At 59.2% G+C, this 25,611-nt stretch carries 16 protein-coding genes, 2 tRNA genes and 1 CRISPR repeat array; of the genes, 14 read left to right on the forward strand and 4 right to left on the reverse strand.

Annotated elements, in window-relative coordinates; all coding sequences use genetic code 11:
- Window positions 1-4 precede the first annotated feature (4 nt).
- The 4 genes from csb2 to cas2 all read left to right on the forward strand — a co-directional run bounded on the left by csb2 (window position 5) and on the right by cas2 (window position 5,440).
- A complete protein-coding gene (gene csb2 / locus ACILSQ_RS19935) occupies window positions 5-1,594 on the forward strand; it encodes a type I-U CRISPR-associated protein Csb2 (protein WP_395745412.1) in 1,590 nt (529 codons plus the stop codon).
- A 111-nt stretch (window positions 1,595-1,705) separates the two neighbouring features.
- Entirely contained in the window at window positions 1,706-2,611 is a 906-nt protein-coding gene (locus ACILSQ_RS19940; RefSeq protein ID WP_395745413.1) for a hypothetical protein, read from the forward strand.
- Between the two features lie 263 nt (window positions 2,612-2,874).
- Window positions 2,875-5,103, forward strand: a complete 2,229-nt coding sequence (cas1, locus tag ACILSQ_RS19945; RefSeq protein WP_395745414.1) for a CRISPR-associated endonuclease Cas1 — start codon at window positions 2,875-2,877, stop codon at window positions 5,101-5,103.
- Window positions 5,104-5,122: 19 nt separating this feature from the next.
- Complete coding sequence (gene cas2, locus ACILSQ_RS19950; protein WP_395745415.1) at window positions 5,123-5,440, forward strand: CRISPR-associated endonuclease Cas2; 318 nt, start codon at window positions 5,123-5,125, stop codon at window positions 5,438-5,440.
- A 214-nt stretch (window positions 5,441-5,654) separates the two neighbouring features.
- Window positions 5,655-10,795: direct repeats of the CRISPR family, unit length 36 nt; unit sequence CTATCCGCCCTCCTCAGAGGGCGGCCCCGTTGAAGT.
- A 21-nt stretch (window positions 10,796-10,816) separates the two neighbouring features.
- On the opposite strand, the gene ACILSQ_RS19955 is transcribed toward cas2, so the two are convergent.
- Window positions 10,817-11,560: a hypothetical protein gene (locus ACILSQ_RS19955; RefSeq protein WP_395745416.1), complete on the reverse strand. Its 744-nt coding sequence runs from the start codon at window positions 11,558-11,560 to the stop codon at window positions 10,817-10,819.
- Between the two features lie 528 nt (window positions 11,561-12,088).
- Here ACILSQ_RS19955 and ACILSQ_RS19960 point away from each other — a divergent pair.
- The 9 genes from ACILSQ_RS19960 (at window position 12,089) to ACILSQ_RS20000 (ending at window position 21,869) form a co-directional block, all read left to right on the forward strand.
- Entirely contained in the window at window positions 12,089-15,451 is a 3,363-nt protein-coding gene (locus ACILSQ_RS19960; protein WP_395745417.1) for an Eco57I restriction-modification methylase domain-containing protein, read from the forward strand.
- A 52-nt stretch (window positions 15,452-15,503) separates the two neighbouring features.
- On the forward strand, window positions 15,504-15,716 hold the full coding sequence (locus tag ACILSQ_RS19965) for a hypothetical protein (RefSeq protein ID WP_395745418.1): 213 nt from the start codon (window positions 15,504-15,506) through the stop codon (window positions 15,714-15,716).
- A gap of 48 nt (window positions 15,717-15,764) precedes the next feature.
- Window positions 15,765-16,088: a hypothetical protein gene (locus ACILSQ_RS19970; protein ID WP_395745419.1), complete on the forward strand. Its 324-nt coding sequence runs from the start codon at window positions 15,765-15,767 to the stop codon at window positions 16,086-16,088.
- Window positions 16,089-16,118: 30 nt separating this feature from the next.
- Window positions 16,119-16,418 (forward strand): hypothetical protein, encoded by a 300-nt coding sequence (locus ACILSQ_RS19975; protein ID WP_395745420.1) that lies wholly within the window; start codon window positions 16,119-16,121, stop codon window positions 16,416-16,418.
- A 228-nt stretch (window positions 16,419-16,646) separates the two neighbouring features.
- Window positions 16,647-17,045 carry a hypothetical protein gene (locus tag ACILSQ_RS19980; protein WP_395745421.1) on the forward strand — a complete coding sequence of 133 codons (399 nt, stop codon included), beginning with the start codon at window positions 16,647-16,649 and terminating at the stop codon, window positions 17,043-17,045.
- Window positions 17,046-17,072: 27 nt separating this feature from the next.
- Window positions 17,073-17,525, forward strand: a complete 453-nt coding sequence (locus ACILSQ_RS19985; RefSeq protein WP_395745422.1) for a hypothetical protein — start codon at window positions 17,073-17,075, stop codon at window positions 17,523-17,525.
- Window positions 17,526-18,874: 1,349 nt separating this feature from the next.
- Complete coding sequence (locus tag ACILSQ_RS19990) at window positions 18,875-20,620, forward strand: reverse transcriptase domain-containing protein (RefSeq protein WP_395745423.1); 1,746 nt, start codon at window positions 18,875-18,877, stop codon at window positions 20,618-20,620.
- Between the two features lie 269 nt (window positions 20,621-20,889).
- Window positions 20,890-21,582, forward strand: coding sequence for a hypothetical protein (locus ACILSQ_RS19995; protein ID WP_395745424.1), 693 nt, complete (start codon window positions 20,890-20,892; stop codon window positions 21,580-21,582).
- On the forward strand, window positions 21,579-21,869 hold the full coding sequence (locus ACILSQ_RS20000) for a helix-turn-helix domain-containing protein (RefSeq protein WP_395745425.1): 291 nt from the start codon (window positions 21,579-21,581) through the stop codon (window positions 21,867-21,869). Before ACILSQ_RS19995 ends, ACILSQ_RS20000 begins: the two co-directional genes overlap by 4 nt.
- A 140-nt stretch (window positions 21,870-22,009) precedes the next feature.
- Here ACILSQ_RS20000 and ACILSQ_RS20005 read toward each other — a convergent pair.
- The 3 genes from ACILSQ_RS20005 to ACILSQ_RS20015 form a co-directional block, all read right to left on the reverse strand.
- Window positions 22,010-22,084: transfer RNA gene (locus ACILSQ_RS20005), tRNA-Met, on the reverse strand.
- A gap of 11 nt (window positions 22,085-22,095) precedes the next feature.
- Window positions 22,096-22,170: transfer RNA gene (locus tag ACILSQ_RS20010), tRNA-Asn, on the reverse strand.
- A gap of 91 nt (window positions 22,171-22,261) precedes the next feature.
- Window positions 22,262-23,572: a phosphoribosylaminoimidazolesuccinocarboxamide synthase gene (locus ACILSQ_RS20015; protein WP_395745426.1), complete on the reverse strand. Its 1,311-nt coding sequence runs from the start codon at window positions 23,570-23,572 to the stop codon at window positions 22,262-22,264.
- Between the two features lie 123 nt (window positions 23,573-23,695).
- On the opposite strand from ACILSQ_RS20015, the gene ACILSQ_RS20020 reads away from it, so the two are divergent.
- Window positions 23,696-25,396, forward strand: coding sequence for a glutamine--tRNA ligase/YqeY domain fusion protein (locus tag ACILSQ_RS20020; RefSeq protein WP_395745427.1), 1,701 nt, complete (start codon window positions 23,696-23,698; stop codon window positions 25,394-25,396).
- Window positions 25,397-25,611 lie beyond the last annotated feature (215 nt).

Raw genomic sequence — 25,611 nt, forward strand, 5'->3', positions numbered from 1 at the left:
CGCCATGCCTGACCACCTTTGCATCACCATCCGCTTCCTGGATGGCGCGTTCCACGGGCGTGCCGATCACGGAGAGCCCGAGTGGCCGCCATCGCCACTGCGGCTTTATCAGGCCATCGTCGCCGCATCCGCCGCACGATGGAATGAACGTCGTGGCCTTCGCCATGCCGAGCCTGCCTTGAAATGGCTGGAGCAGCTCACGCCGCCAGCCATCATCGCCCCGCAGGCCCGCGAATCGCAGGGATACCGCCTCTATGTGCCGGACAACGCAGGCGACCTTGTGGGCCGCTCCCTGTCACGAGGCGGAGACGACAGAATCGCAAATTACCGCACCGAGAAGTCCATCCGTCCGATGGTTTTCCCCACTGAAGGCGCTGTTCATTATCTCTGGTCCACCACCGGGTTGCCTTCCGGCTTCGACGAGCACCGCCGCGTGCTTTTCGAAGCTGTGGAATCCATCACTCACATTGGCTGGGGAGTCGATCTGGTCGTTGCCTCTGCCGCCATCGTGCCAGAGGAGGCTATCGCATCCCTCGCTGGCGAGACTTGGCGACCTGGCAGCGATGCTCCCAAAGCCGAGCTCCGTGCTCCCAAACCTGGCACCTTCGATGATCTGGCCCGACGGCACCAAGCCTTCTTCAACCGCGTCACCGCCAGCGGCTTTGCCCCAGTACCGCCTCTCTCGGATTACCAAGTCGCGGGCTATAGGCGTGACTCCGACCCCGCAGCCGTTCCTCACGCCATCTTTGCCCTTCGCAGCCTTGATGGTGCTAGTTACAAGGCCTTTGATCCCACCCTTCGCAGCCTGCACATTGCCGGAATGTTGCGTCATGCCGCCAGCCAGCCGGACTTTCTCCGTAGCGTGGGGCTAAGCCCCGAGGAAGGCCGCAGTCTCGTACTTGGTCACGGAGAAGCCCGAGGCGAAAGCCATCAGGCTGTCGCTGGCCCACGCCTTGCCTTCATTCCGCTGCCTAGCATCGAACCCCGAGAAAAATCACTCGTCGTGAGCAGCGTGCGCCGAGTTTTGATCACCCTCCGCAGCGGCGACACGGCAATCTTCAAACGCCTCGTGCAACGGCTCGAAGCCCGCGAACTCATCGACGAGAGCAAGACCGAAGCCATTGCCATCCTCCAACGCCAGTCAGGTGGCTCTGAAGGAGCCACCGACCGTTATTTGCGATCAGCCACTACCTGGGCCACCGTCACCCCCGTCATCCTCCCCGGTTACGATGACCCCCGCAAGCTCCGCCAGCGACTCAAACCCGGCAACACGCTTTCTGCCGAGGAAAAAGCCGCCGTGCTCGGAAAGCTCGACGAACGCATTGATGCCCTCCTGCGCAAAGCCATCCGTCAAGCTGGCTACTCAGAAGTCCTGGCCACCCATGCCGAACTCGACTGGCGTTCCTCGGGTTTCTGGCCTGGAACCGCCCTGGCCACCCAATACGCGGCAGGAGATCAGCACCGCCGCTACCGCAAACTCCACGTCCGTATCACGTGGAGAGACGCAGATGGCACTACCATCGATGTCCCTGGCCCGATCTGCGTTGGCAGCGGTAAGTTCACCGGCATGGGGTTGTTTGCAGCGATGACATAAAAACACCGGAGCTTTCACCCTTGAGTTTGAACAGTAAATTTAAGGCCCTCTGGCTCTGGATTATGGCTCCCCGCTTGGCTTCGGGTTGTTTGCGCTCGTTTCTGAGACCTGATGTCTGCCACATTCATCGACATGAAGAAATCATCTCTCCAAAACATGAAGGAATCGAAGGGCGAACCGCTTGGTCATGGTGACCACTGGGCGGCTTTGGGTCTGGAAGGTGAGACGTTGATCTCGCTCCTGACTCTTACCGCTCAAGAAGCCACTGCCATGCATGATTTTCAAATTCCATGGCCGCAGATTGACTTTGGAAGATTGGTTCAGCTAGAACTGTCGAGCCGAGAGGTAATTTATTCCATTATACTTGGGAAGCCACGCAATGAGGAATCGCTGAATTTACTGTCTGGCTTTCCTATTCTTAGCCACACCTCACCCTGGATCTTGGATATTTCTGGCGTCGAAGACAGCTATGGTCCTTTCGAAGGCGTCATTACAGCTAATGCAGATACCGGTCATGGCCTTGAGTGGTTTGCCCCACGGTTTGGCCGGGAAGCAGAGGAATGGCGACGAGGTGGACGCATGAAGGTGGGACTTGCAGGTCTGGCACTTTCCTTGGAACGCTTTACTGCGGAACCCATTGTCATCAAGAATGGGCCGCGGATTACGGAACGCCGCGCGGAATTGAATGCCGAAGGCCTGCATGACCAAGCCAATGATCCTAACCTGACCGTCACTTTCCGGACAGAAGAAATGCGAACTTTGTATTCTTCATTTCATGACCACCATGAATTGGTCGGCCAGGTCCTGCGAGTCGCCAAAGTACGTTTGGCACCCGGATTACAAGGCTGGCGACTGGAAGTGCAGTGCCGGCACGACGAAAACAAGACGGGATCCACAATACCCCTCTATGTCTTTCCTCCATCACTGTCGGATGGCTACGTGCCAAAACGAGGTGATCTGATTCAGGGCACGATCTGGCTGCAAGGTACACACCTTGGTTTTGAGCAGCTTGCGTGAACTCCAGCCCTATTCATTTACCCACGCCCAGCCATCATAGAGGCGGCCTTGCCAGGCTTGCATTAAAGGTTGGCGAGGCGGAGAGGTGGCGGATTTGTTGTCAAGGCTGGTAAGTCAACAGGCCATTCGGATTAACTTTCCATGCTGGAGCACGGGAGACCAGCATAACTTTTCTTTACGAAGAGCACTGATTCTGGTAGGTTGAAATTCTTGATTCACTTTTTCATGAAGCCGCGCGGTCTGACTGTCGCGGGCCACTTTTTATGAATCTGCCCTCCTACCGCACCGCACGTGCTCCTTACCCGCATCAATCCGAAAGGTGGGAGCCGGAATATCTCTATGAGCCACTGCCGGAACCGGCAGATCACCCGGAGCTGGATCTCTGGGGCATCGAACGTGTACGCCGAGGATTTGAAGCGGAAGATGTGCTGGCACCTGCTCGGGCGCGAGTATCGGAGAAGCAGTCGGAAAGTGAAGGTCCGGACTCCACCGCGGAGCTGATGCGGGCGCGGATGCTGAACGAGTTTGTCTATTGCCCGCGCCTTTTCTATTACGAACAGGTAGAGGGCGTGTTCGTGAGCAACGCGGACACGGAGCGTGGATCGGCCATCCATGAAAAGGTGGACCGGGGCCGGGGGGCGCTGCCGAGAGCGCGCAAGAAACCGAAGCCGGAGGAGGATGCCGCCGGAGCTGATGAGCCTGCCGAGAATACTGCGATGACGGAAGGTGGTGAGCAGGATCTCTCCGACCTGAAAACGCATGAGCCGGAGTTGGCGGAACCCAACACGGTTCCCGCTGCTGAAACGATTCACTCTCGCTCTGCGATGCTGAGCTCCACCCGTCTGGGCGTGGTGGCAAAGATGGATCTTGTGGAGGTAAAGATGGCCGTACGCGGTGTGGATGATCTCTTTGGCAGGAGGCCCGGGGATCCGGATGGCGCGGAGGTGCAGAGCGTGACGCCGGTGGACTACAAGGCCGGCGCACCACGGCTGGGTACTGAGACAAATGAGCTGTGGGACGCTGACAAAATGCAGCTGGGGCTGCAGATTCTCATCCTGCGCGACAATGGCTACACCTGCGACGAGGGCGTAATCTATTACCGCGCGACAAAGCAGCGCGTGCGCCTGGCGATGACGCCGCAGATCGAGACGTGGATCATCTCGAAGATCGCGGAGGCACGTGAGGTGGCTGCCTCGCCGGAGATCCCGCCGCCGCTGGTGAACAGCCCGAAGTGTGTGCGCTGCTCCCTCGCACCGGTTTGCCTGCCAGATGAAACGCGACTACTGGCGGAGGATCGTTCCCGCCAGCGCTTGGGCGCTGCACGTGTCCCAGCACCGATGCCTTTGGGCACATCACTACGCCCTGCACTTCCTGTGGCTGGAGCCTCGACTCCGCGTCGCCTCATCGCCGCGCGCGATGACGAGCGTGCGCTGTACCTGAACACGCAGGGCTGCCGCATCGGCATCAAATCCGAGCGGCTCATCGTGAAAGATGGCGACAGCGTGCTGGACGAGGTGCGTCTGCATGACGTGACGCATGTGGCGCTCTTTGGCAACATCCAGCTCAGCACGCAGGCGGTGCAAGAGCTGTGCGAGCAGGAGATCCCGGTGGCGTATTTCAGCATGGGCGGGTGGTTTTACGGGCTCACGCGGGGGCACGGGCTGAAGAACGTGCACACGCGCATCCAGCAGTTTGCGGCGGCGGCGAATCCGCTGCAGTGCCTGGCCATAGCACAGAGGATTGTGCAGGCCAAGATACGCAATCACCGCACGATGCTAATGCGCCTGCACAGTGACGCACCTGCCGCTGCGGTGGTGGGGCTGCGGGAGATCGCCGGACGTGTGCCGAATGCACGCGGGCTGGATGAGCTGCTGGGCATGGAGGGTGCGGCTGCCGCATTGTACTTCCAGCATTTCGCCGGAATGATCAAAGTGGGAGAAGATGATCTGGATGACGAGATCCCCGGCCTGGAATTGAGCGGCAAGGCGCAGGAGCGTCGAAAGGTGGAGACGGAGGCCTTCACCTTTGACTTCACACAGCGCCGGCGCAGACCACCTACGGACCCGGTGAATGCGCTGCTCTCGCTGGCCTACAGCCTGCTGGCCAAGGACTGCACCATCGCTGCGCTGGCGGTGGGGTTTGACCCTTATGTGGGCCTTTACCATCAGCCGCGCCACGGCCGCCCTGCGCTGGCGCTGGACCTGATGGAAGAGTTTCGCCCGCTGGTAGCGGAGAGCGCGGTGCTCACGGCAATCAACAATCGCATGGTTACAGCGGTGCATTTTGTGCGCGCAGGTGATGCCGTGAACCTGACTCCTCATGGGCGCCGCGCCTTTTTCCACGCCTACGAGCAGCGCATGAACGCGCTGATCACGCACCCTGTGTTTGACTACAAGGTGAGCTACCGCCGGGTGCTGGAGCTGCAGGCGCGGCTGCTTGCCCGCCACCTGACAGGGGAAATCCCCGAGTATGTGCCGATGGTCACTCGATGATGATCTGAAATCATTCCTCATGTCAGACCGCAATGTCATCGTCAGCGCCCGTCACACCTACTTGGTGTGCTATGACATCGCCAACGACAGGCGTTTGAAGAAGGTCTTCAAGGTGTGCAAAAATCATGGCACTCACCTGCAATTTTCCGTTTTCGAGTGCGATCTGAATCCACGTGAACTTGTCCAACTGCAGCGCGAACTAAAGTCGCTGATCAAGCAGGACGAGGACCAGGTGCTGTTCGTCTCACTCGGCCCGGCGGAGGGACGCGGCGACCGGGTGATTTCATCCTTGGGATTGCCTTATTCCAAGTTTGATGCGCCGTGCTACGTGGTGTAGAACACGTCACGTCTGTTTTTGATCTTTTACATATCCCAAGTTTAGACCGCGAGCGGTTCGATGGCGTCTCCGGGTGCCGCAAGCTCTCGCACGTTGAAAACCAACACTTTCCCCTCTTTTATTTCATGTCGCATCCGTCACCAGCATCATGGTTGACCAGCCGCTCGCCAAGTGCTGCTGGAAAGCTTGAATCTGCTAGGCCCGGAAGCCGACACTATCCGCCCTCCTCAGAGGGCGGCCCCGTTGAAGTATTGTCCTGCGCATACTGGCGGAGCTGCACCTCTTTCTATCCGCCCTCCTCAGAGGGCGGCCCCGTTGAAGTCAGATGTGGTGCCGAGCGATGTATTTGAAGCCCATCTATCCGCCCTCCTCAGAGGGCGGCCCCGTTGAAGTGATGGCATCGCGGACGCGGGAATCATCGCAAACGACCGCTATCCGCCCTCCTCAGAGGGCGGCCCCGTTGAAGTAATAGGCGCTTGTTTGAGCTTTGAAACGAATAAAACCTATCCGCCCTCCTCAGAGGGCGGCCCCGTTGAAGTAGCAGCGGGGCGAATTTGCCAAATGCCTCTTTCCATCTATCCGCCCTCCTCAGAGGGCGGCCCCGTTGAAGTCGCGCGGGTGATTCCCACATAAAAAAGGCGGCGCTCCTATCCGCCCTCCTCAGAGGGCGGCCCCGTTGAAGTATGCTTCCAGCGCCTCCACCGCCACGAGTTCCTTGGTCTATCCGCCCTCCTCAGAGGGCGGCCCCGTTGAAGTTCTCAGGGGTGATATTCCCCTCTGTGCCCGCCCATTCCTATCCGCCCTCCTCAGAGGGCGGCCCCGTTGAAGTTGAGAGGCAGAGGTGCCCTTCGTGTGGCTCACCACGCCTATCCGCCCTCCTCAGAGGGCGGCCCCGTTGAAGTGATTCGGCCGGGTTTTTTTGCGCCGCGGCCCAGACCCTATCCGCCCTCCTCAGAGGGCGGCCCCGTTGAAGTCCGAACGAACCGAGGGCGATGGTGTTGGTATTAACCCTATCCGCCCTCCTCAGAGGGCGGCCCCGTTGAAGTCGGGTGCGGGCGGCGAACATCATCCGCAGCGCCTGCTATCCGCCCTCCTCAGAGGGCGGCCCCGTTGAAGTTCCTGCGCCCAAAAGCGCACGCTCGCCGCCACGTAGCCTATCCGCCCTCCTCAGAGGGCGGCCCCGTTGAAGTCCAGCCGTCCGGGTCGTTGCCTCGAAGCCAGCGCCATCTATCCGCCCTCCTCAGAGGGCGGCCCCGTTGAAGTCATCATGCAGCTCCGCGCTGCTGGCACCGTGTCTGAGACTATCCGCCCTCCTCAGAGGGCGGCCCCGTTGAAGTCAGCCTTCGCGGTAAAGCGTCTGCGGGACCTCGCCGGCTATCCGCCCTCCTCAGAGGGCGGCCCCGTTGAAGTGATGGCACCTCCCGCGCCGTCGGCTTCCGTCCTGGCGACTATCCGCCCTCCTCAGAGGGCGGCCCCGTTGAAGTGGGCTTCGATGGTGCCTCACGCTCCATCGGATTCCGTCTATCCGCCCTCCTCAGAGGGCGGCCCCGTTGAAGTTCCAAATTCGGGAGGCACACGCTCACGAAATACCCCCTATCCGCCCTCCTCAGAGGGCGGCCCCGTTGAAGTAAGAACCTCATGCAGCAGCAGGCGCGCGCGGAGCGTCTATCCGCCCTCCTCAGAGGGCGGCCCCGTTGAAGTTTTTCATCGCGTGCCAGCACTGGCGCCAAGTCGCCATCTATCCGCCCTCCTCAGAGGGCGGCCCCGTTGAAGTGAGGGGGGGGCGCTGTCTGTGCCGCGCATGCCAGTGCTATCCGCCCTCCTCAGAGGGCGGCCCCGTTGAAGTCTGACCGGGCTGACCTGGACGCCTGAAGGTGCCGATGCCTCTATCCGCCCTCCTCAGAGGGCGGCCCCGTTGAAGTCTGCTATGGTGGCATCATCAGCGGCACTCTCTCGCTCACTATCCGCCCTCCTCAGAGGGCGGCCCCGTTGAAGTAAATCGACGGCGCCGACTCCATGCGCACCGACGTCAATCTATCCGCCCTCCTCAGAGGGCGGCCCCGTTGAAGTTTTTTTTCCTCCGCCGTTTTGGCGGCTTCGAGCTTCAGCTATCCGCCCTCCTCAGAGGGCGGCCCCGTTGAAGTCGCTCCCAGGTTGTCCATCAGCTTCACCAGTCGGTTGCTATCCGCCCTCCTCAGAGGGCGGCCCCGTTGAAGTGACCTGGCGAAGCTGCAGGAGGAGGTGCGTGTGGTCTATCCGCCCTCCTCAGAGGGCGGCCCCGTTGAAGTCAGATCGGCGGCATGATCGTCACCTTCGGCATCGGCTGCTATCCGCCCTCCTCAGAGGGCGGCCCCGTTGAAGTAAGCCTTTGGAAATTAAGTCTATAAAAGCAGTTTCTTCTATCCGCCCTCCTCAGAGGGCGGCCCCGTTGAAGTTCTTCTCAGAGCCCAGCAAGCTGCCCAATTATTCCGGCTGCTATCCGCCCTCCTCAGAGGGCGGCCCCGTTGAAGTAAAGACAAGTAACTCCCCCCGCCTCTTTCAGCTCCACCTATCCGCCCTCCTCAGAGGGCGGCCCCGTTGAAGTGCCGATTTGTGGCATATCCATTTCCGCCGTGGTGCCATTGACTATCCGCCCTCCTCAGAGGGCGGCCCCGTTGAAGTAACGTCGCCAGCCAGCCGCACGGCCCCGGTGCCCGTGCTATCCGCCCTCCTCAGAGGGCGGCCCCGTTGAAGTAGGCACCGCTCCAGCGCCGCCTTCTGGCTCTCGCTGCTATCCGCCCTCCTCAGAGGGCGGCCCCGTTGAAGTACGTATTGGCCATCATCAATGCCGAGTGTGTATTGAGGATCTATCCGCCCTCCTCAGAGGGCGGCCCCGTTGAAGTGACGCTGATGAGCTGCTGGCCGGAGAGTCCTTCAATGACTATCCGCCCTCCTCAGAGGGCGGCCCCGTTGAAGTGGGGGTGTTTTCCGCCGAGGATGCGGGCCGGGTGAGTGCTATCCGCCCTCCTCAGAGGGCGGCCCCGTTGAAGTTAGTCCGTGCTGGACTCGTCCGCGTCATAGATGACGAGCTATCCGCCCTCCTCAGAGGGCGGCCCCGTTGAAGTCAGGACTGGTCACACGGCCGCACTCTCGCGCCCGCCTCTATCCGCCCTCCTCAGAGGGCGGCCCCGTTGAAGTAACGACAACGGCAAACTGGTGTACCGCGAAGGTGACCTATCCGCCCTCCTCAGAGGGCGGCCCCGTTGAAGTCATTTGCGCTCTTTCCACTCAGCGATGCCTTTGCGGGCTATCCGCCCTCCTCAGAGGGCGGCCCCGTTGAAGTTCAAGCTCTGCGCCTCACGCTTTGAAAGCGCCGAGCCCTATCCGCCCTCCTCAGAGGGCGGCCCCGTTGAAGTGCAGGCCGAAGCGGGCAAGACCAAGTTTGTATCGGCAACTATCCGCCCTCCTCAGAGGGCGGCCCCGTTGAAGTGCGTGATGGGGCGATTGTCCTCCTTATGCCAATGCGCTATCCGCCCTCCTCAGAGGGCGGCCCCGTTGAAGTGCGGTGGTAGCCGTTGAGGCGGGCCGCGTGCTTGGCTATCCGCCCTCCTCAGAGGGCGGCCCCGTTGAAGTGACCTCTACGCCAATGGACGCCTCCGCCTTGATCCGGCTATCCGCCCTCCTCAGAGGGCGGCCCCGTTGAAGTATCTCAATAAGGAATCTTTTTCGTCCCCAAAGGCCTCCTATCCGCCCTCCTCAGAGGGCGGCCCCGTTGAAGTTTGATGCGGTGGCGGCAGGGAGAAAGACTTTTGAGATTCTATCCGCCCTCCTCAGAGGGCGGCCCCGTTGAAGTGCGCGGCGGCTGCGTCTGCTGCGGCCTTGGCTGCTGCCTATCCGCCCTCCTCAGAGGGCGGCCCCGTTGAAGTAAAGCCTTGGTGCACGTCGCACGTCAAGCAACCGGCCTCTATCCGCCCTCCTCAGAGGGCGGCCCCGTTGAAGTGATGCCGCAGAGACAGACGGCGGCGAAATGCTCCAGCTATCCGCCCTCCTCAGAGGGCGGCCCCGTTGAAGTCTGAGAGCGACAAACTCGCACCGTCCCTCCTGTCCAACTATCCGCCCTCCTCAGAGGGCGGCCCCGTTGAAGTACGTTCCGGGCACAAGAGGCGTAGTGCCCCGATGCCCCTATCCGCCCTCCTCAGAGGGCGGCCCCGTTGAAGTGCCACCAGCGGTCCGGGCGCAGGATGGAGCAAACAGCTATCCGCCCTCCTCAGAGGGCGGCCCCGTTGAAGTGCCTCTTCTGGAGTCACAGCCAGGCGGTTGAGCGCCTATCCGCCCTCCTCAGAGGGCGGCCCCGTTGAAGTACGGACGGCACGCTCAAAGGTGCCGGCATTGAGGGCCTATCCGCCCTCCTCAGAGGGCGGCCCCGTTGAAGTGACATCGGCGTTTTCAAAGGCAATCAATGGCTCCCCGCTATCCGCCCTCCTCAGAGGGCGGCCCCGTTGAAGTTCGTCGATGAGCGGTTGCAGTCGCTTTTCGCTGATCTATCCGCCCTCCTCAGAGGGCGGCCCCGTTGAAGTGGCCTTCCGGCAGTGACATGGGGAATTGCCTGGGTACTATCCGCCCTCCTCAGAGGGCGGCCCCGTTGAAGTATTTTCATGCGTGGTGCCAGGTGGCGGCGCGGGCGATCTATCCGCCCTCCTCAGAGGGCGGCCCCGTTGAAGTATTTTCATGCGTGGTGCCAGGTGGCGGCGCGGGCGATCTATCCGCCCTCCTCAGAGGGCGGCCCCGTTGAAGTTGACGCCTGCATTTTTGGCAAGCCTGAGCTGTTCTTGCTATCCGCCCTCCTCAGAGGGCGGCCCCGTTGAAGTGCCGCGCTGCCCGGCACTGGTGAAACCGGCAAGATTTCTATCCGCCCTCCTCAGAGGGCGGCCCCGTTGAAGTATTGCCGGTGATGTCGTCAATCTTGCCAAGATCGATCTATCCGCCCTCCTCAGAGGGCGGCCCCGTTGAAGTTTCTGCGCGGCGTAGAGGCGGCAGGCGCATGTCTTGCTATCCGCCCTCCTCAGAGGGCGGCCCCGTTGAAGTGACCTGCCTGCTGCTGATGAGCGCCGCCTGGATGGACTATCCGCCCTCCTCAGAGGGCGGCCCCGTTGAAGTCGCTGCCTCCGCCGCCATGTGGCGCAGGGAATAGGCGCCTATCCGCCCTCCTCAGAGGGCGGCCCCGTTGAAGTGACGGGGCCTGCGGGCTGCGGGAAGAATCGGCTGCACTATCCGCCCTCCTCAGAGGGCGGCCCCGTTGAAGTGTCGATGCCCGCCGCACCGATGCCATTGAATACTGTTCTATCCGCCCTCCTCAGAGGGCGGCCCCGTTGAAGCGGTGCCATGAAATGGACAGAATCACTTTAGCGGCCCTCGCACGAGCTCATACGACTCCGTTGAAAGCCAGTTCATGAAGTCGGCATGTTGTGAGTTGAGATAATCATGCCAGCGACTCCAGCTAAAGAACTTGCCGAGGTGCTGGATGAAGAAAAGTTCGGCGCTCGCGCCCGGCAGATCAAGCCTTGCAGTCCTGGCAGTCGTCCTGCCGACCCGCTCTGTCTGTGCCACGGCAACAAACGGTAGGCGGTAAGTGTTCATGGAAAAGTCAAAACTGTTCGCTGCCTCGACGCCGATGAAAAGACAGTGGCTCGGTTGAATGAGCCGGACAACCTCGGCAAAGACTCTCCAGGCAGAAATAAAATCTTCGCGAGTTGGGCGCTCTGGCAGCCCCTCTCGCTTGTAGCGCATAGGCCGCTGAATGAAGTTGTAGTATGCCGTGTCACCCCAGAGCCGTTCACGGTCTATGTCGGTCGTCCTGAAAAGGACTTTAGGCAATGTGTCCAGAGTGCGATTGCGCTCACCTTTGACGAGGATTCTGGAAGCAATTTCTCTAGTGTATAGAGGGTATTCGAGGTGCTGTCGTATCACCCTCTCAAGCTGGTCGGGCGGCTGCTCACCAATGTAATGAGACTCGCCGACAATGAGGAGCCGCTTGTGAGCTGGACGCTCCGAGAAACGGTGTCCTACCCAAGGGAGCCAGGTGAGCCCCTGAATCTCACGAAAGCCGGTGTCGAAGTGGGTGGATGACTCGCTGAAATTCATTCGGGCCGAGCTACAGCTTTGTCCAATGGTGTGAACTGGCCTTTGGACAACCGCTAATGCGTGGCTCCTTCGCCATCTTGGCGAGGGTGCCGCACTTCTTGCACTGGTAATTGATGTCACCCACCGGACCGAGCTTGGTCCAATTGTGAGATGAGGCGTCAGGGCAGCCGCTAATCCTGGGAATGGAACTGTTCTGAATGAGCGTCGAACAGTTTTTGCATTGGTAGTTGTCCATTGTCTTTAGAGGTGGGGTTTGGGACATTTGCTGTGTGCGCGTATCGACGGCTAATGTTGTTCTGTTCTGCGCCTATGGGCAAGCGAGCAATTCAAGCACCGGGAGAATTTACCTATGCCTATTTGCTACTGGAACGAGGGATTCAGCCCTTGGTTCTCAGTCCTGCAAAACTCAAAGTGCGGTTCAAACGAATGCCACTGTGATAGGCAAAGAGGATAATGACCGCCTTCTGAGACAAAGCCAACTTTGTCCGTGCGGTCTCAGGATGGCTTGCCATCATCGCAGCCTCCCTCATGGCCGTCGAAACCAAGCCTCTTTTCAATCCCGAGCTCGTCCGCCGGGAGGTGCATTCCTTCACACTGCCGGAATCGGCCGAGTCAGCACTGCCATGCCTGCAGCATTGGGCAGACCTCATCTCCTCGGGAAAAGCGGACACGTTCAAGGAAACCGCACTGTTCCCCGAGTTCCTTACCGACATCTTTGGCCAGCTCCTTGGTTACACAGGCCCGGCGGGTGCAGGAGACAGCTTCACCCTGCTGCGGGAGACGCATGTCGAGGTGGATGGCCAGTTCGCCGATGCCGCACTCGGACGCTTCACCTCGGAGACCAAGAAGTTCATTGTCGCCGTCGAGGGCAAAGGCACGCGCGATCCGCTGGAGCGCCCATTTGCAGGCCGACGTATGTCCGCCGTGGATCAGGCCTATCGTTACGCCATCAATCTACCGTGTGACTGGATCATTGTCACCTCCATGCAGGAGACGCGACTGTATCACAAAGGTTCCAATCAACAGACCTACGAACGCTTTGAGACCACTCGCCTTGCCAGCGATGCAGCGCTACGGAAACGCTTCGTCTTTCTCCTCGGCGCGGAGCGCGTAGCGCCAGCTCATGGTGAAAGCCATCTCAACGCCTTGCTGCGCACGTCCGAGTCCGCAGGGCGTGAACTGACCAACAAGTTCTACGCGCTCTACGCCGACATCCGCCAGGAGGTTTTTGGCCACCTTAGGGTCGCCAACGATCAGGTGGACCCGCAGGAAATCCTGCGCTGTACCCAGAAGCTGCTCGACCGCATTCTCTTTTGCTCATTCTGCGAAGACCGCGTCCTTCTTCCGCCGAATACCGTTCGCTGCGCCTTCGAGCACAACGATCCCTATAATCCCCGGCCCATCTGGGATAACTTTCGCGGCCTTTTCCGCTCCGTCGATGTCGGCAATGCCGGACTGAAAATTCCCGCCTACAACGGCGGCCTCTTCGCGCATGACGCGGGCCTCGACACCCTCGCCGTCCCAGATGAAGTCTGCGCGCTCTTCCGCGATCTCGCCGATTACGATTACCGCCCGGCGCGCGAGATGGCGGACGCCTCAGACACCCAGGAAATCCGTCCCGTCATCGACGTGGACATTCTCGGTCACATCTTCGAGCAGTCCATCACCGACCTCGAACGCCTGCGCCAGGACTTGGAGCGTGATGACAGCGCCCTCGCCGATGAAAAGCTGGCCAAGACCCGCCGCAAAAAGGAAGGTGCCTTCTACACGCCAGCCTTCATCACCCGCTACATCGTCGAGCAGACGCTCGGTGCCGTACTGCGTGTCCGGTTCGAAGCCCTGCGCCTCACCGAAGAGACCGCCGCTACTGGCACCGCCAAAAAAACGCTCATCGATCCCAATGCCTACGATCTCCAAGCGCTCAATGAGCCGCAGCGCAAGGCGCTCATCCGCTTCTGGGAGCAGTGGCAGGAAGTCTTGAAGACTCTGCGCATTCTCGATCCCGCTTGCGGCAGCGGTGCCTTTCTCATCGAGGCTTTCGACCAGCTTCACGCCCACTACGAGGTGTCCAATGCGCGCCTGGAAGAACTGCGCGGCCACCGCACACTTTTCGACCTCGACCGCCAGATCCTTCAAAACAACATCTACGGCGTGGACCTCAACGCTGAGGCCATTCAGATCTGCCAGCTCAGCCTCTGGATCAAAACCGCCGCGCATGGCAAGCGCCTCACGAGCCTCGACCACAGCATCCGCGAAGGGAACAGCGTCGTCAGTGATTCCACGGTGCATCCCAAGGCCTTCAATTGGCAGGCCGCCTTCCCCGAAGTCTTCGCCCAGGGCGGCTTCGACGTCGTGGTGGGCAATCCGCCTTACGTGCGGCAGGAATTTCTCACGCCCTACAAGCCCTGGCTCGAAGCGCACTACGCCAGCTACCACGGCATGGCCGACCTCTACGTGTACTTTTACGAGCTGGGCCAGCGCGTCTTGAAGCCCGGCGGTCTGCTTTCCTATATCGTCACCAACAAATGGATGAAGGCAGGCTATGGCGAGCCGCTGCGTCGCTTCTTTCGCGATAAGGTTTGGGTTCGCAGTGTCGTGGACTTCGGCCACGCAAAGCAAATATTCGAGGAGGCCGATGTCTTCCCCTGCATCATCGTCGCCGAAAAGCCCACCAGCGAAGAAAAGCCCAAAACCGCCCGCCTCTGCACCATCCCCAGAGAGCAGCTCCGCATCGACGATCTCAGCGTACAGATCGAGAAAGGAGGCGCGGATATGGATGCCGAGCAATTGAAGGCTGAAGCCTGGCAATTGGAACCCACTGAAGTCTTGTCGCTGCTGAACAAGCTGAGGCAAACTGGCAAAACGCTCAAACAATTCGTCGGTTCATCTCCTCAATACGGTATCAAAACTGGATTCAATGACGCTTTCCTCATCGACGATGCCACCAAACAACGACTAACCAAAGATCACGAAAGTTGTCGCGAAATCATTAAGCCCTATTTACGTGGGAGTGACCTTGATCGCTGGGAGTCCAATTGGGATCAACTCTGGATGATCGTGCTGCCATCCAGCAATGATTACGCCTGGCCTTGGGCAGACCTTGGTGACAGCGCCGAAGACAAATTTCGCGAGCTATACCCCAGCCTTCACGACCACATGAAGCCGCATGAAGAAGCGCTTCGGAAGCGCCAGGACAAAGGCCGTCATTGGTGGGAATTACGCTCATGCGCGTATTGGGATGCGTTTGAGAAGCCTAAAATTTTCTACCAGGAGATTCAGTTCCATCCAAGCTACTCGCTCGATGTCGCGGGCCGCTTCGGGAACAACAAAACCTTTTTCCTCAGCACCGATGATCTTTATCTGCTCGCCGTTCTGAACTCTCCGCTCATGTGGTGGCACAACTGGCGCTACCTCCCACACATGAAGGACGAGGCTTTGTCACCTGTGGCTTTCAAGATGGCCGAACTTCCCATCGCCGAACCCACCGCCGCCATCCGCACCGCCGTTGAAATCGCCGTGAGTCGCCTAATTGACATCAGCGACAGCCAGCAGCAGACCCAGCACACCGTGCTCGACTGGCTGCGCGTGGAATACGCAATCGAGAAGCCCAGCCAGAAACTCGCAGCCCTGAATGAGCTCGATTCGGACGCCTTTGTGGCCGAGGTGAAGAAGCTGCGTGGCAAAAGCCAGCCGCTCACCGCCGCCAGCCTTGCCGCCCTGCGTGCCGAGCACACCCGCAGCATCGCCCCCGCCCGCGCCCTCGCCGCCGAAATGCTTCAACTCGAACGCACCCTCAGCGCCCTCATCAATCAAGCCTACGGCCTCACTCCCCAAGAAGTGCAGCTCATGTGGGACACCGCCCCGCCCCGAATGCCGTTTGTAGGTCCGTAGTCGAGCAACCTTACGATCGCCTTGATGACCTGCTAACAATTGCCTCGTCCTCATGAAACCCTCCCGCCGCAAACGCTACCGCATCCTGACCGCAGCAGCGGAACTGGTGAGCCTGTGGTATGGACAGAAGGCCAACGAGCCCTTCAAAAAGAACGATCCGGCAGCCGAGCGTTCGTACACTCATAGCTCCGTCATTCACGACCGGGACTACTTTGCTCTCTGGGATGCTTGCAGGCGTCTGGGTCGCGAGTTCGAGTTCATGTGATCCAGCACTGAGTATAACACTCCTGGGTCTCAATCTTATTGGGATTACGTGCAAGAGCATGGCAAAGTTCTCACCGAGGAGGAACTGCAATCTCTCCTTGATGGCACTCTGGACCTGCAGCAAGTCGAAGGTCCCAAATACGTCGATCCATTGGATGCCCATGTCATCAAAGCGGCAGACGTATCACGAGCCTCGGTCCCGCAGATCGGCCGCCTGATTTACTGCTTCCAAGGGGCGGATAAATTCAACGACGGATTGTGGGATGGCTTTGTCTCCAGCGGCGAACTGGAACAGGCCATCCTGCGAATCGAGGTGCTGCTGAAAGCTGGTACCGACCTGAGCGGTGATGGCGCACCGCCTGTGAAAGGGTAATTTTTCCAACTTCCAACCAACTGATACCCCATGGGAATGCTGCAAGACTTCATCTGCCCGGCCTGCGGGCTAAAGGGGCACGTCTCCGGCGGCAAGGATGCCGGCATGATCGCTGCGACGACGACGATCTACTGCGAAACCTGCCGCACCCTGCAAGATGCGGAGGTTGAGAAAATCCGCTGTTCCATTCCACCCCGTCGCATCAAGCCCTGTTGCGAAAGAAGCAATATCCATACCATCAAAGTCTGGAACCAGAACGAACCCTGCCCCCGCTGCGGTCAAAGCTTGCTTGTGGTGGACGAGAACGGTGAAGTAACGATGTGGGATTGAAAAAGCGTAAGTTTGCGCTCAGAAGGGCCTCCTTACCTTTGTGAAAGTCTTCCATCCGGCCGTCTCATCTCTCGATGCTCGCCTTGCTTCGCCCCACTTGACGCCACGCTTCATTCGACGATTCTGCCACCAGAGTCGCTCCCATCCTCCAACACGACCATTGCAGGTGGCGGATGCATGGGGTGGAATGAATATGATCCTTCCGGCTCCACCCTTCTTCGTCTGATCATGGCTCGGTTTGAATACATCGTGAAAAATCTGAAACGGGCGAACCCGCGCTCGGTGCGGCGGAGTGTCATGCTCAGGATCGACGGTGAGGTGCTAAATCTTGGTTATGTAATGTGCGAAGATGAACTGGTGCGCAGCCTCGAAAAACCCGGTGACTACTGGCTTCTCACCTGCACCTGTGGCGAGCCGGGCTGTGCGGGGCTGTTTTCACCGTTCGAGGTGGAGCATCTGGACGATGGAATCATTCATTGGCACGTCACCGATCCCGGCCCTGAACGTGATTTTTATTTCTCCCGCGATCAAGCCATGCGTGAACTGCAAAAGGCCGGGGAGATCGCCAAACCTGCCAAACCGCTCCCTCTACCACTGCTGCCGACGGAGGGAGAAAACGATGCTTGAGATCACCTTTGGCGAAATCGAGGACGGTTGGCGGAGACCACCTTCGACTTTGGGAAAGAGCAGCGTCTGACGCTGGCACTTTCCTACATGACCGAGTTGTTTGGGGACCTGGCGGACCTGACGCTATGCATGCTACGCGGAGAGGCTTCAGGCATTGCCGCATTCACCGATGAATACGATCATTACAAACTTAGCTTCCAGCACCAGCCAGACAGTCTCTACTTTTTACATCAGGAGCGCTGGCATCCATGGTCACTCCTGCCCGGTGTACTGCGTTGGAGCAATGACGATGAAGGCTGCCTGCCGGAAGTCCATGTCTCAAATTCTCTCAAACAACCAGCCTTCGTCCGCCGCAAGGCCCTACCAGGCAAGACAATGTACACGCTGCATAAAGTCCGTCAGAAACCATTCCGTACATTTTCCACAAGCGATTTTTTGTACATTGATGATGCAATGCCTGAGCTGCCGTTGAAGGCATAAAAATGGCACTATTGTTTCACCTCAGAACGAGCCTTGTACAAGGCAATGGCGTGCTGTGCTTACAGCGAAGCAATTCGATTTGTACAAAGGAGGGGCGTAAGGTGTTTTATTTGAGACACGGTAATAGGCGATCATTTTTAAGCGAATGTACAAATCGTTGATCAAGCATTCCTTTTGGAGAGATGTCTTCGAGTACGATCTAATTTGTGGCAGTACAGTGGTCAGGCAATTGAGACATGAAGCCTGAGCAGGCAAGTTTCAAGTGTCGTCTCTGGATGGGCCGAAGGCACTGCTTTTCTCTTCAACTCGCCGCCACCCTTTCCGCAAAGCCTCCACGGGGCTGCGTGCATTCAGAGGGCCTCAAGAGTCCCCAGATCACCCCTCGATCGCGAGCCATCGACGTTCAGGAACCGTTAAGTGGGATTATGAACTCATGTTGGGGCATGTTTCCCAGTATGTTCATAATGAGCAGCTGGCATTGCGTACCGTTGCGCACTCCTGTTATGAACAGCCTCCAGGACCACCATTTAAGGGAGTCACAAGCGTTTAAAAGACGTGGACGAAAACTCCATGTCACGACAGTCAGGTGTTTCCAGTTAGAGCAAATCACATTGATTTTAACTCCTGGGCATCGGGCGGTTCGCGACGGGCAGCGCCACGCCGCTGCCCTGCTCTTTGCCAACCGAAACATTCAAAAGCACGTCCTTAACGGGACGTGTTTCTATCAATTTACAAACTGCGACACGTCCATCAGAAAACGGCCATGGGGCCGGGGATGATGGCTGAGAACTGCCCCTATGGAGTTCCCAGAACAGCGAGTGGGCGAACAGGTGCGGACGAGAGTCCAATTCCTGTCGCCGCAGTGATCGGTTGAAAGCAGTCCCAGTCGTGTACGGTGGTGATAAAGCCGGATGCGGTGAAGCGGGATGAAACGCTTTCATCCTGGGCAACGAGGCCCGGGATGCAGGCAGCACAGATGGAGCGGTTCAGTCACACAAAGGGTGATCGAATCGTCGTAAGGACAAGGCGGCGTAATCTCGTTGAGGAAGGGATTTCTAATCTCTCAGCACGCCGCAGCCAAAAGGCACTGGGGTATCGCCTCCAGGAGTGTGCGACATCTCCTGGATTCACCGGCCGCCCCCGGCGAATGCGCCCGGACCGTCTCCATCGTCAATCGCCCGCTCGAAACGTGGTCACCTCCGTCGTCTCTCCAGGCGCAAGCCAGGAGTAGGTCATCACCCGTATGACGGCGAAGGGCAGGACGTCCGACCAAGCCAGTGCGCCCCTGTAATGGGGGCGAGATGCCGAATTCGGACGGGCAACACGAAGACCAAACCAATTAAAAGAACATGATTACGAAACCCATCGATCAATGGGAGGACCTTCCGCTGGAGCAATTCAAACAGGAGGTCTTCCATCTTCAACGGCGCATCTTCGGCTCATCGCAGCAAGGAAATCGCAAGAAAACGCACCGCCTGCAAAAGCTGCTCCTAAGCAGTTTCGCAGCCCGATGCATTGCAGTACATAAAGTCTCAGAGATCAACGCCGGCCGTAACACCGCCGGTATTGATGGCGAGAAAAGGCTCACCGATTCACAAAGGCTCCAACTGGCACACGATCTTGATGTACATCAGGACATCCTGCCAGTACGCCGTGTCAGAATCCCCAAGCCTGGCAAAAGCGAGCAACGACCGCTCGGAATACCCGCCATGAAGGATCGAGCATTGCAGGCGCTCATAACGCTGGCACTCGAACCCGAATGGGAGGTCCGGTTCACTCCGGGCATGCATGGATTCCGCAAAGGTCACCGGGCTCACGATGCCATCGACATCATCAGAGCAAGCATTCAATCTTCACCCAAATGGGTTCTGGACGCCGACATCGAGAAATTCTTTGATCGTGTGGACCACGAGGCCCTCCTGGCGAAGATCGACACATTCACGATATTGGAACAGGCGATCCGCCGAGTTCTGAAGTCGGGAAGCATCGAGGGTGGGGTTGCGTCCGCCACTCACGAGGGAACTCCGCAAGGAGGACCTCTGTCACCTTTGCTTGCAAACATCGCTCTCTGCGGATTGGAGTCAGACCTGACAGAATATTTCCAACAGGGAACAACCAGGAATGCCAAGAGACCAAAACGGATGCCCGTTATGGTCATGTATGCCGACGATTTTGTGGTCCTTCACAAGGATCGCAAGATCATCACCGAATGCCGGGAGTACATCTCGGCCTGGCTGGTCAACATGGGGTTAACCATCCACCCCGAAAAGACCCGCATCACGCATACGCTTAACCTCGAAACAGGAAGCGCCGGCTTCAGTTTCCTCGGTCATTGCATTCAACAATTCCAAACCGGGAAGTATGCCGTGAAAGCGGCATTCAAACAGGTCTTCACCCTCATCAGGCCCGCACCTGAGGCTCAGGAGCGCGTTTACCAGCGAATCGCCACGATCATCAACATGATGCTCTGTGGCAGTCCCAACCGAAACGCCGCCCGCCGAGCCGAGGAGATTCTGATACCGCAGATCAATGCGGTCATCCGAGGGTGGTCCAACTACTTTCGTCACTGCAACGCGAAGCACAGCTTTAGCCGCCTGGACAGCCTGGTGTGGTTCAAGCTGTGGAAGGCTCTCCGACGCAGGTACAAAAAGCGTGGTCGCCAATGGACAGTGCAACAGTTCCTCAAAAGGTCCGATGGGAAGTGGCGGTTTAACTGCCCTTCCAGCAAGGATCCACAAGAGCTACTGGTGATGCGCCTGTTCGCCGAGACCCCTATTCTTAAACACATGCAGCTCCGCAAGGGCAAGTCGTACTTCGATGGCGACTGGGCCTACTGGGGGACACGGTTGGGGAGCTACCCTTCCATCCCGTTAGAGCTGACAAGGCTTCTAAAACGACAGCACGGCAAGTGCCATCGATGCCAATCTCTGTTCACCCGACGCGACAAACTTCACGTTTGTACTGAATGGGTGGACGTGAGGGACATGAAGAAGCCTCTACAGAGATTGGAGCACCAAGACTGCGATTCCCAACTGCGCTCGAACAGTGAGGCAGCCATGCCCGCTGTTGACGCTGCCAGCAGCCCGGTGCGCTGAAAGGCGCCCGCCGGGTTAAAGGACCAAGGTTGTCCGCGAGGACAGCTTTGAGCCACCTCTTAACAAACCACGGTGATGGCGGGGAAGTCCCCCGCCGCCGCCTCTCTTCCGTGCTGTCAAAACAGCACGATGCGGCCTCGGCGATTCCAGGCCATCCACACCGCGAATCCAATCCAACACTCCGTCGGCTAGGGGCATCATGTTTGCCCCCTCAGACGGTAGCAAATTTATCAGCCTCCTCAGTCAGCTACAAACCCATTCAAAAATCTATGAAACAAACACCGAACGACCAGCACCAACCGATGGCGACAGCCACACCAGCAGCGGAAGAGCCCGTCTCTCTTCAACAGGCAGCCGCAACATTTAAATTAAAAGAGGTTACACTGAGATCCTGGTGTAAAAAAAAGCTCATCAAGTGGAAGCGTGTCAAAATCGGCAAGAAGGCTCGCCGCTTGGTATTCATCTCGGATGTCCGCGCCTATCTCGCCAAACGGCCCGCTTCCGCCGTTGGCAGTGTCGAATCATCGCATGCTAAGCCAGAGTTAGCACAGCTGAGCATTGAAGCCCATGTGCCTGTGCCGCAAATGCCAGTCGCTGATGCCTCCTCAGAAGTACCTCTGCCCGCAGCTGTTCCAGCAAGCGCAAGTCAAGTGGAGTCCAATCAGAATACTACCGAGACGAACTCGCCCCCACATTCCCCGAGCATGACCACCGCTGTTCCCCAATCCACTGTGGCCACACAGCCAGCACCTTCACATCCTTCGGCATCACTGAAGCAGAAAACGAAGCCGCCACGGGTGGGATCGTCAGGTCTGCTGATACACCGTGCCAAAAACTCCATGCGAAAATTCGGAGCAGACGAACTCCGGAAAATCGGTGCGTGGATAACACATCGTCTCGAGAACAAGCTGGCACCGAACATCAACCCCACTCCTTCCGAACAACCAACGACAGCATCATGAACGCAGCATCGCAAACCTCAGCCACCGTTCAAAGTCATACGATGGAGCCCTTGCGCTGGCTCCGTGTGGAAGAAGCCGCGCGCACACGCGGCATATCCCGCAGTCTTCTTTATGAGTTCCTTCGCGACGGCAAAATCAAATCGTCACTCTTGCGCAAAAAAGGCAACGTCCGTGGCATTCGACTCATCAGTGCCGAAAGCTTGGATGCCTACATCGAGTCACATGTTCTTCCTTGGCATCCACCTACAAGCGAGATGGCGTCCGTAACAAAAAGTCCAGACGGTTGATTGCGGGATGGCTTCATACCCTCTCCCTGCAAACAGGAGCTAGCGGCCTAGATTTGGACGCTGCCGGACGTGATTGGACATGTTCTTAGCCATGTTCTCAGATCGTCACGTTTGCATGCCTACCACGTTGATTTTCAACGTGGTGGCAGAGGGGAGATTTGAACTCCCGACCAAAGGCTTATGAGTCCTCTGCTCTACCCCTGAGCTACTCTGCCGTCGTCGTTAATGGCTCCTGAGGTAGGGTTCGAACCTACGACCTAGTGGTTAACAGCCACCCGCTCTACCGCTGAGCTACTCAGGAATCACTTTTTCCCCTCCCGAAGAAGGGGGCGAGATGGATAAACGTTCCCATCCATCACGCAAGCGTTTTTGGCACGGAAATTGAAGAGTTTTCAGCCGACGGCATTGGCGGCCAGGAGAGCCTCCAGCAGGCCGCGCTGGCGGTAGAACTCCACCTCCGCGGCGCCGGTGGCCTCGAGATCGGCACGAATGGAGGCGGCGTCCCGCTCTGCGGCGACGTGCTGGCGGATGAGGGCGGTCTTGCGGGCCTGGAGATCCAGGAACTCGGTGTCCACCACGGGGGTCTGGGGCCATTTGCCGTCGGCCTGCCCTGCCCTGAGCACCTGCTTGAAAGGGGTGCCGGCTTTCTGCGCCTGGATCTTGGCCTCATTGATGCCGGCATACCAGTCCGGGTGCACGAGGCGGTAGTAGTCGCGCATGGCCTGCTTGTTGTAGTGGATGACGAGCTTGCGGCCGTCTACATCCAGGAAGGTGGTGCCGCGGAAGGAGTCGGCGTCGATGGTGTCCACAAAGAGGAGTTCCTCGCGGTCCACGGCAAACTCCCACTTGAGGTCCCAGAGGAGGAGGCCGGCGCTTTCCAGGAGCTCGCGGACGGCCCAGCCGCCGAGGATGGCGAGCTTCACGGTGTGGAGGAAGTCATCACTGCTGAGGCCGGACATCATGAGGGCTTCCTGCTTGCTGACGGCGCGGTCCTCGGGCTCGTACTTGCTGGTGAGATCGTAGATGGGGCGCTGCAGCATTTCCCAGACGCCCATGGGCTTGGAAAGGCCGAGCTCCTGCTCGTAGGCGCGCTTTGCGGGCTCGCTGAGGCTCTGGTATTTTTTGAGGATGGAGGAGCCGCTGGTGACGCCGAAGCGCACGATGTACTCCAGCGGGACCACATACGTGGCGCTCTGGTGGAACTGGGCGTAGTCAAAGACGTAGGTGCCGAGGAGATTGCGCTGCGGCGGGTGCATGACCGGGAAGCGGCGCACGACATTGTAGCAGCTCGGGTTTTTGGGCAGGCCGGTGCGGACGATCTCGCCGGTGACGGCGTCCACCATCCCCACATGGTGGGTGGCGGCGCCCTGCTCCAGCATGAGCTCCATGGGGCCGGAGAGGAGTTCCTTGCGCCAGGCGGCGTCCATGGGAGCGGCCTCGATGGCGGCCTTCACGCGCTGCCAGGTCTCGGGCTGGCCCAGGCGGGAGTACATGGCGTGGCGGAAGATGGCGCGGTTGAGGTCATTGCCCTCGATGTTGAAGATGGAGCCCACGTCGAAGACGGATCCGGCGGGGGTGGTCTCGCACACGACGTAGCCGGGATGGTCTGGCACGGCGTAGAGATTCTGCACGGAGCCGCGGTAAACGGGCTGGCCGAGCCTGGCGAGATCGAGGTGGGTGGGCGCTGGGGCGGGATGGGACATGGTTGCCGGGGAAAAACAACGGATTCCGCCCCCGCGCAACTGGGAAGAGAGAAGCGCGAACTTTGAACTTTAAACTTTGAACTTTAAACTTCCGGCTCCTACTTTCGCCCTCACACTTTTTCCATGTCCGAAGCCGCCGCCCCCTCCCCCGCCTCCCTTGATTTCATCCGTGAAATGATCGCCGCCGACCTGGCCGCAGGTCGCAATGGCGGGCAGGTCGTGACGCGTTTCCCGCCGGAGCCGAACGGGTATCTGCACATCGGCCACGCGAAGAGCATCTGCCTGAACTTTGGGCTGGCGCAGGAGCATGCGCCGAACTCGCGCTGCCACCTGCGCTTTGACGACACCAACCCCACCAAGGAAGAGGTGGAATATGTGGACAGCATCATGGCGGATGTGAAGTGGCTGGGCTTCGACTGGGGCGAGAACCTTTTTTATGCGAGCGACTACTTTGAGAAGCTGTATGCCTTTGCCGAACAGCTCATCACCAAAGGGCTCGCCTATGTGGATGACCAGACGCATGAGGAGATGCGTGCGAACCGCGGCACGCTGACCTCTCCGGGGACGCGCAGCGCGGGCGCGGACCGCAGCGTGGAGGAAAATCTGGACCTCTTCCGCCGCATGCGGAAGGGAGAATTCAAGGAAGGCCAGTGCGTGCTGCGCGCGAAGATCGACATGGCCTCGCCGAACATGAACATGCGCGACCCGGTGATCTACCGCATCCTGCATGCGCACCATCACCGCACGGGGGATGCGTGGTGCATTTATCCGATGTATGACTACGCCCATCCGCTGAGCGATGCGCTGGAGAGCATCACCCACAGCCTGTGCACGCTGGAGTTTGAGCACCACCGCCCGCTATACGAGTGGCTGATCAACAACGTGGACGGTCTGCCCGGCGCGCCCTACCAGCGCGAATTCGCCCGCCTGAACCTGACCTACACCGTGATGAGCAAGCGCAAGCTGCTGCGCCTGGTGAAGGAAGATCTCGTCAACGGCTGGGACGACCCGCGCATGCCCACCATCAGCGGCATGCGCCGCCGCGGCATCACCGCCGCCGCCATCCGCAGCTTCTGCAAGACCATCGGCCTGACGAAGTTCAACTCCCTCACCGAGATCGCGCTGCTGGAGCACGCCATCCGCGAGGACCTGAACAAGGTGGCCCGCCGCGCCTATGGCGTGCTGCGCCCTATCAAGGTGGTCATCACCAACTACCCCGAGGATCAGGTGGAACACTTCGAAGCACCGAATCACCCGGAAGATCCCGCCGCAGGCACCCGCCAGGTGCCGCTGTGCCGGGAGTTGTACATTGAGGCCGATGATTTCATGGAGTTCCCCTCTGAGGGCTTCCACCGCCTGAAGCCCGGCGGTGAAGTGCGCCTGAAGTTCGCGTTTTGCATCATCTGCCAGGAAGTGATCAAGGATGCCGCCGGGAACATCACGGAGCTGCGCTGCACTTATGATGATGCGACGCGGCACGGCAAAAAGCCCGAAGGCCGCACCAAGCCCAAAGGCATCATCCACTGGGTCAGTGCACGTCATGCCATCGACGCCACCACCCGCCTCTACGACCGCCTCTTCACCGTGGAAACCCCGGACGCCGATGCCGGCGAAGACGGAGATTTCACCAAGTTCCTCAATCCAGGATCCCTGGAAGTCATCACGAATGCCAAGCTCGAACCCAGCCTGAAAGACGCCGCCCCCGGCAGCCTCTGGCAGTTTGAGCGCGTGGCCTATTTCTATGCGGACCCGATCGACTCCAAGCCCGGAGCGCCCGTGTTTAACCGCACGGTGACGCTGAAGGACGGGTGGGTGAAGAAGTAGGCCGGAGCGGGGTCAAAGAGTCACCGGTCAAGAGGACAAGGTGGTGTGTGCGACAGCGCAATAACCAGCGCCGATGCGCAGCATCTTTGGACTGCGGTCGCGCAGATGCGAGGTACAAGCCCGCATCGGAGCTACCGCTTTCGCGGAATGCAGAATGTTCTTCGTCCTCAGCCCCCTGCCCGGCGTGCAAAAGCGGCGTCGCGCAGCCTTGCCGC

The organism is Prosthecobacter sp. (assembly GCF_044227185.1).
GTDB lineage: Bacteria > Verrucomicrobiota > Verrucomicrobiia > Verrucomicrobiales > Verrucomicrobiaceae > Prosthecobacter.

What these genes read in the sequence shown, in the direction of transcription:
- csb2 (WP_395745412.1), top strand. Translation starts at nt 5, where the DNA reads ATGCCTGACCACCTTTGCATCACCATCCGCTTCCTGGATGGCGCGTTC.
- ACILSQ_RS19940 (WP_395745413.1), top strand. Translation starts at nt 1,706, where the DNA reads ATGTCTGCCACATTCATCGACATGAAGAAATCATCTCTCCAAAACATG.
- cas1 (WP_395745414.1), top strand. Translation starts at nt 2,875, where the DNA reads ATGAATCTGCCCTCCTACCGCACCGCACGTGCTCCTTACCCGCATCAA.
- cas2 (WP_395745415.1), top strand. Translation starts at nt 5,123, where the DNA reads ATGTCAGACCGCAATGTCATCGTCAGCGCCCGTCACACCTACTTGGTG.
- ACILSQ_RS19955 (WP_395745416.1), bottom strand. Translation starts at nt 11,560, where the DNA reads ATGAATTTCAGCGAGTCATCCACCCACTTCGACACCGGCTTTCGTGAG.
- ACILSQ_RS19960 (WP_395745417.1), top strand. Translation starts at nt 12,089, where the DNA reads ATGGCCGTCGAAACCAAGCCTCTTTTCAATCCCGAGCTCGTCCGCCGG.
- ACILSQ_RS19965 (WP_395745418.1), top strand. Translation starts at nt 15,504, where the DNA reads ATGAAACCCTCCCGCCGCAAACGCTACCGCATCCTGACCGCAGCAGCG.
- ACILSQ_RS19975 (WP_395745420.1), top strand. Translation starts at nt 16,119, where the DNA reads ATGGGAATGCTGCAAGACTTCATCTGCCCGGCCTGCGGGCTAAAGGGG.
- ACILSQ_RS19980 (WP_395745421.1), top strand. Translation starts at nt 16,647, where the DNA reads ATGGCTCGGTTTGAATACATCGTGAAAAATCTGAAACGGGCGAACCCG.
- ACILSQ_RS19990 (WP_395745423.1), top strand. Translation starts at nt 18,875, where the DNA reads ATGATTACGAAACCCATCGATCAATGGGAGGACCTTCCGCTGGAGCAA.
- ACILSQ_RS19995 (WP_395745424.1), top strand. Translation starts at nt 20,890, where the DNA reads ATGAAACAAACACCGAACGACCAGCACCAACCGATGGCGACAGCCACA.
- ACILSQ_RS20000 (WP_395745425.1), top strand. Translation starts at nt 21,579, where the DNA reads ATGAACGCAGCATCGCAAACCTCAGCCACCGTTCAAAGTCATACGATG.
- ACILSQ_RS20015 (WP_395745426.1), bottom strand. Translation starts at nt 23,572, where the DNA reads ATGTCCCATCCCGCCCCAGCGCCCACCCACCTCGATCTCGCCAGGCTC.
- ACILSQ_RS20020 (WP_395745427.1), top strand. Translation starts at nt 23,696, where the DNA reads ATGTCCGAAGCCGCCGCCCCCTCCCCCGCCTCCCTTGATTTCATCCGT.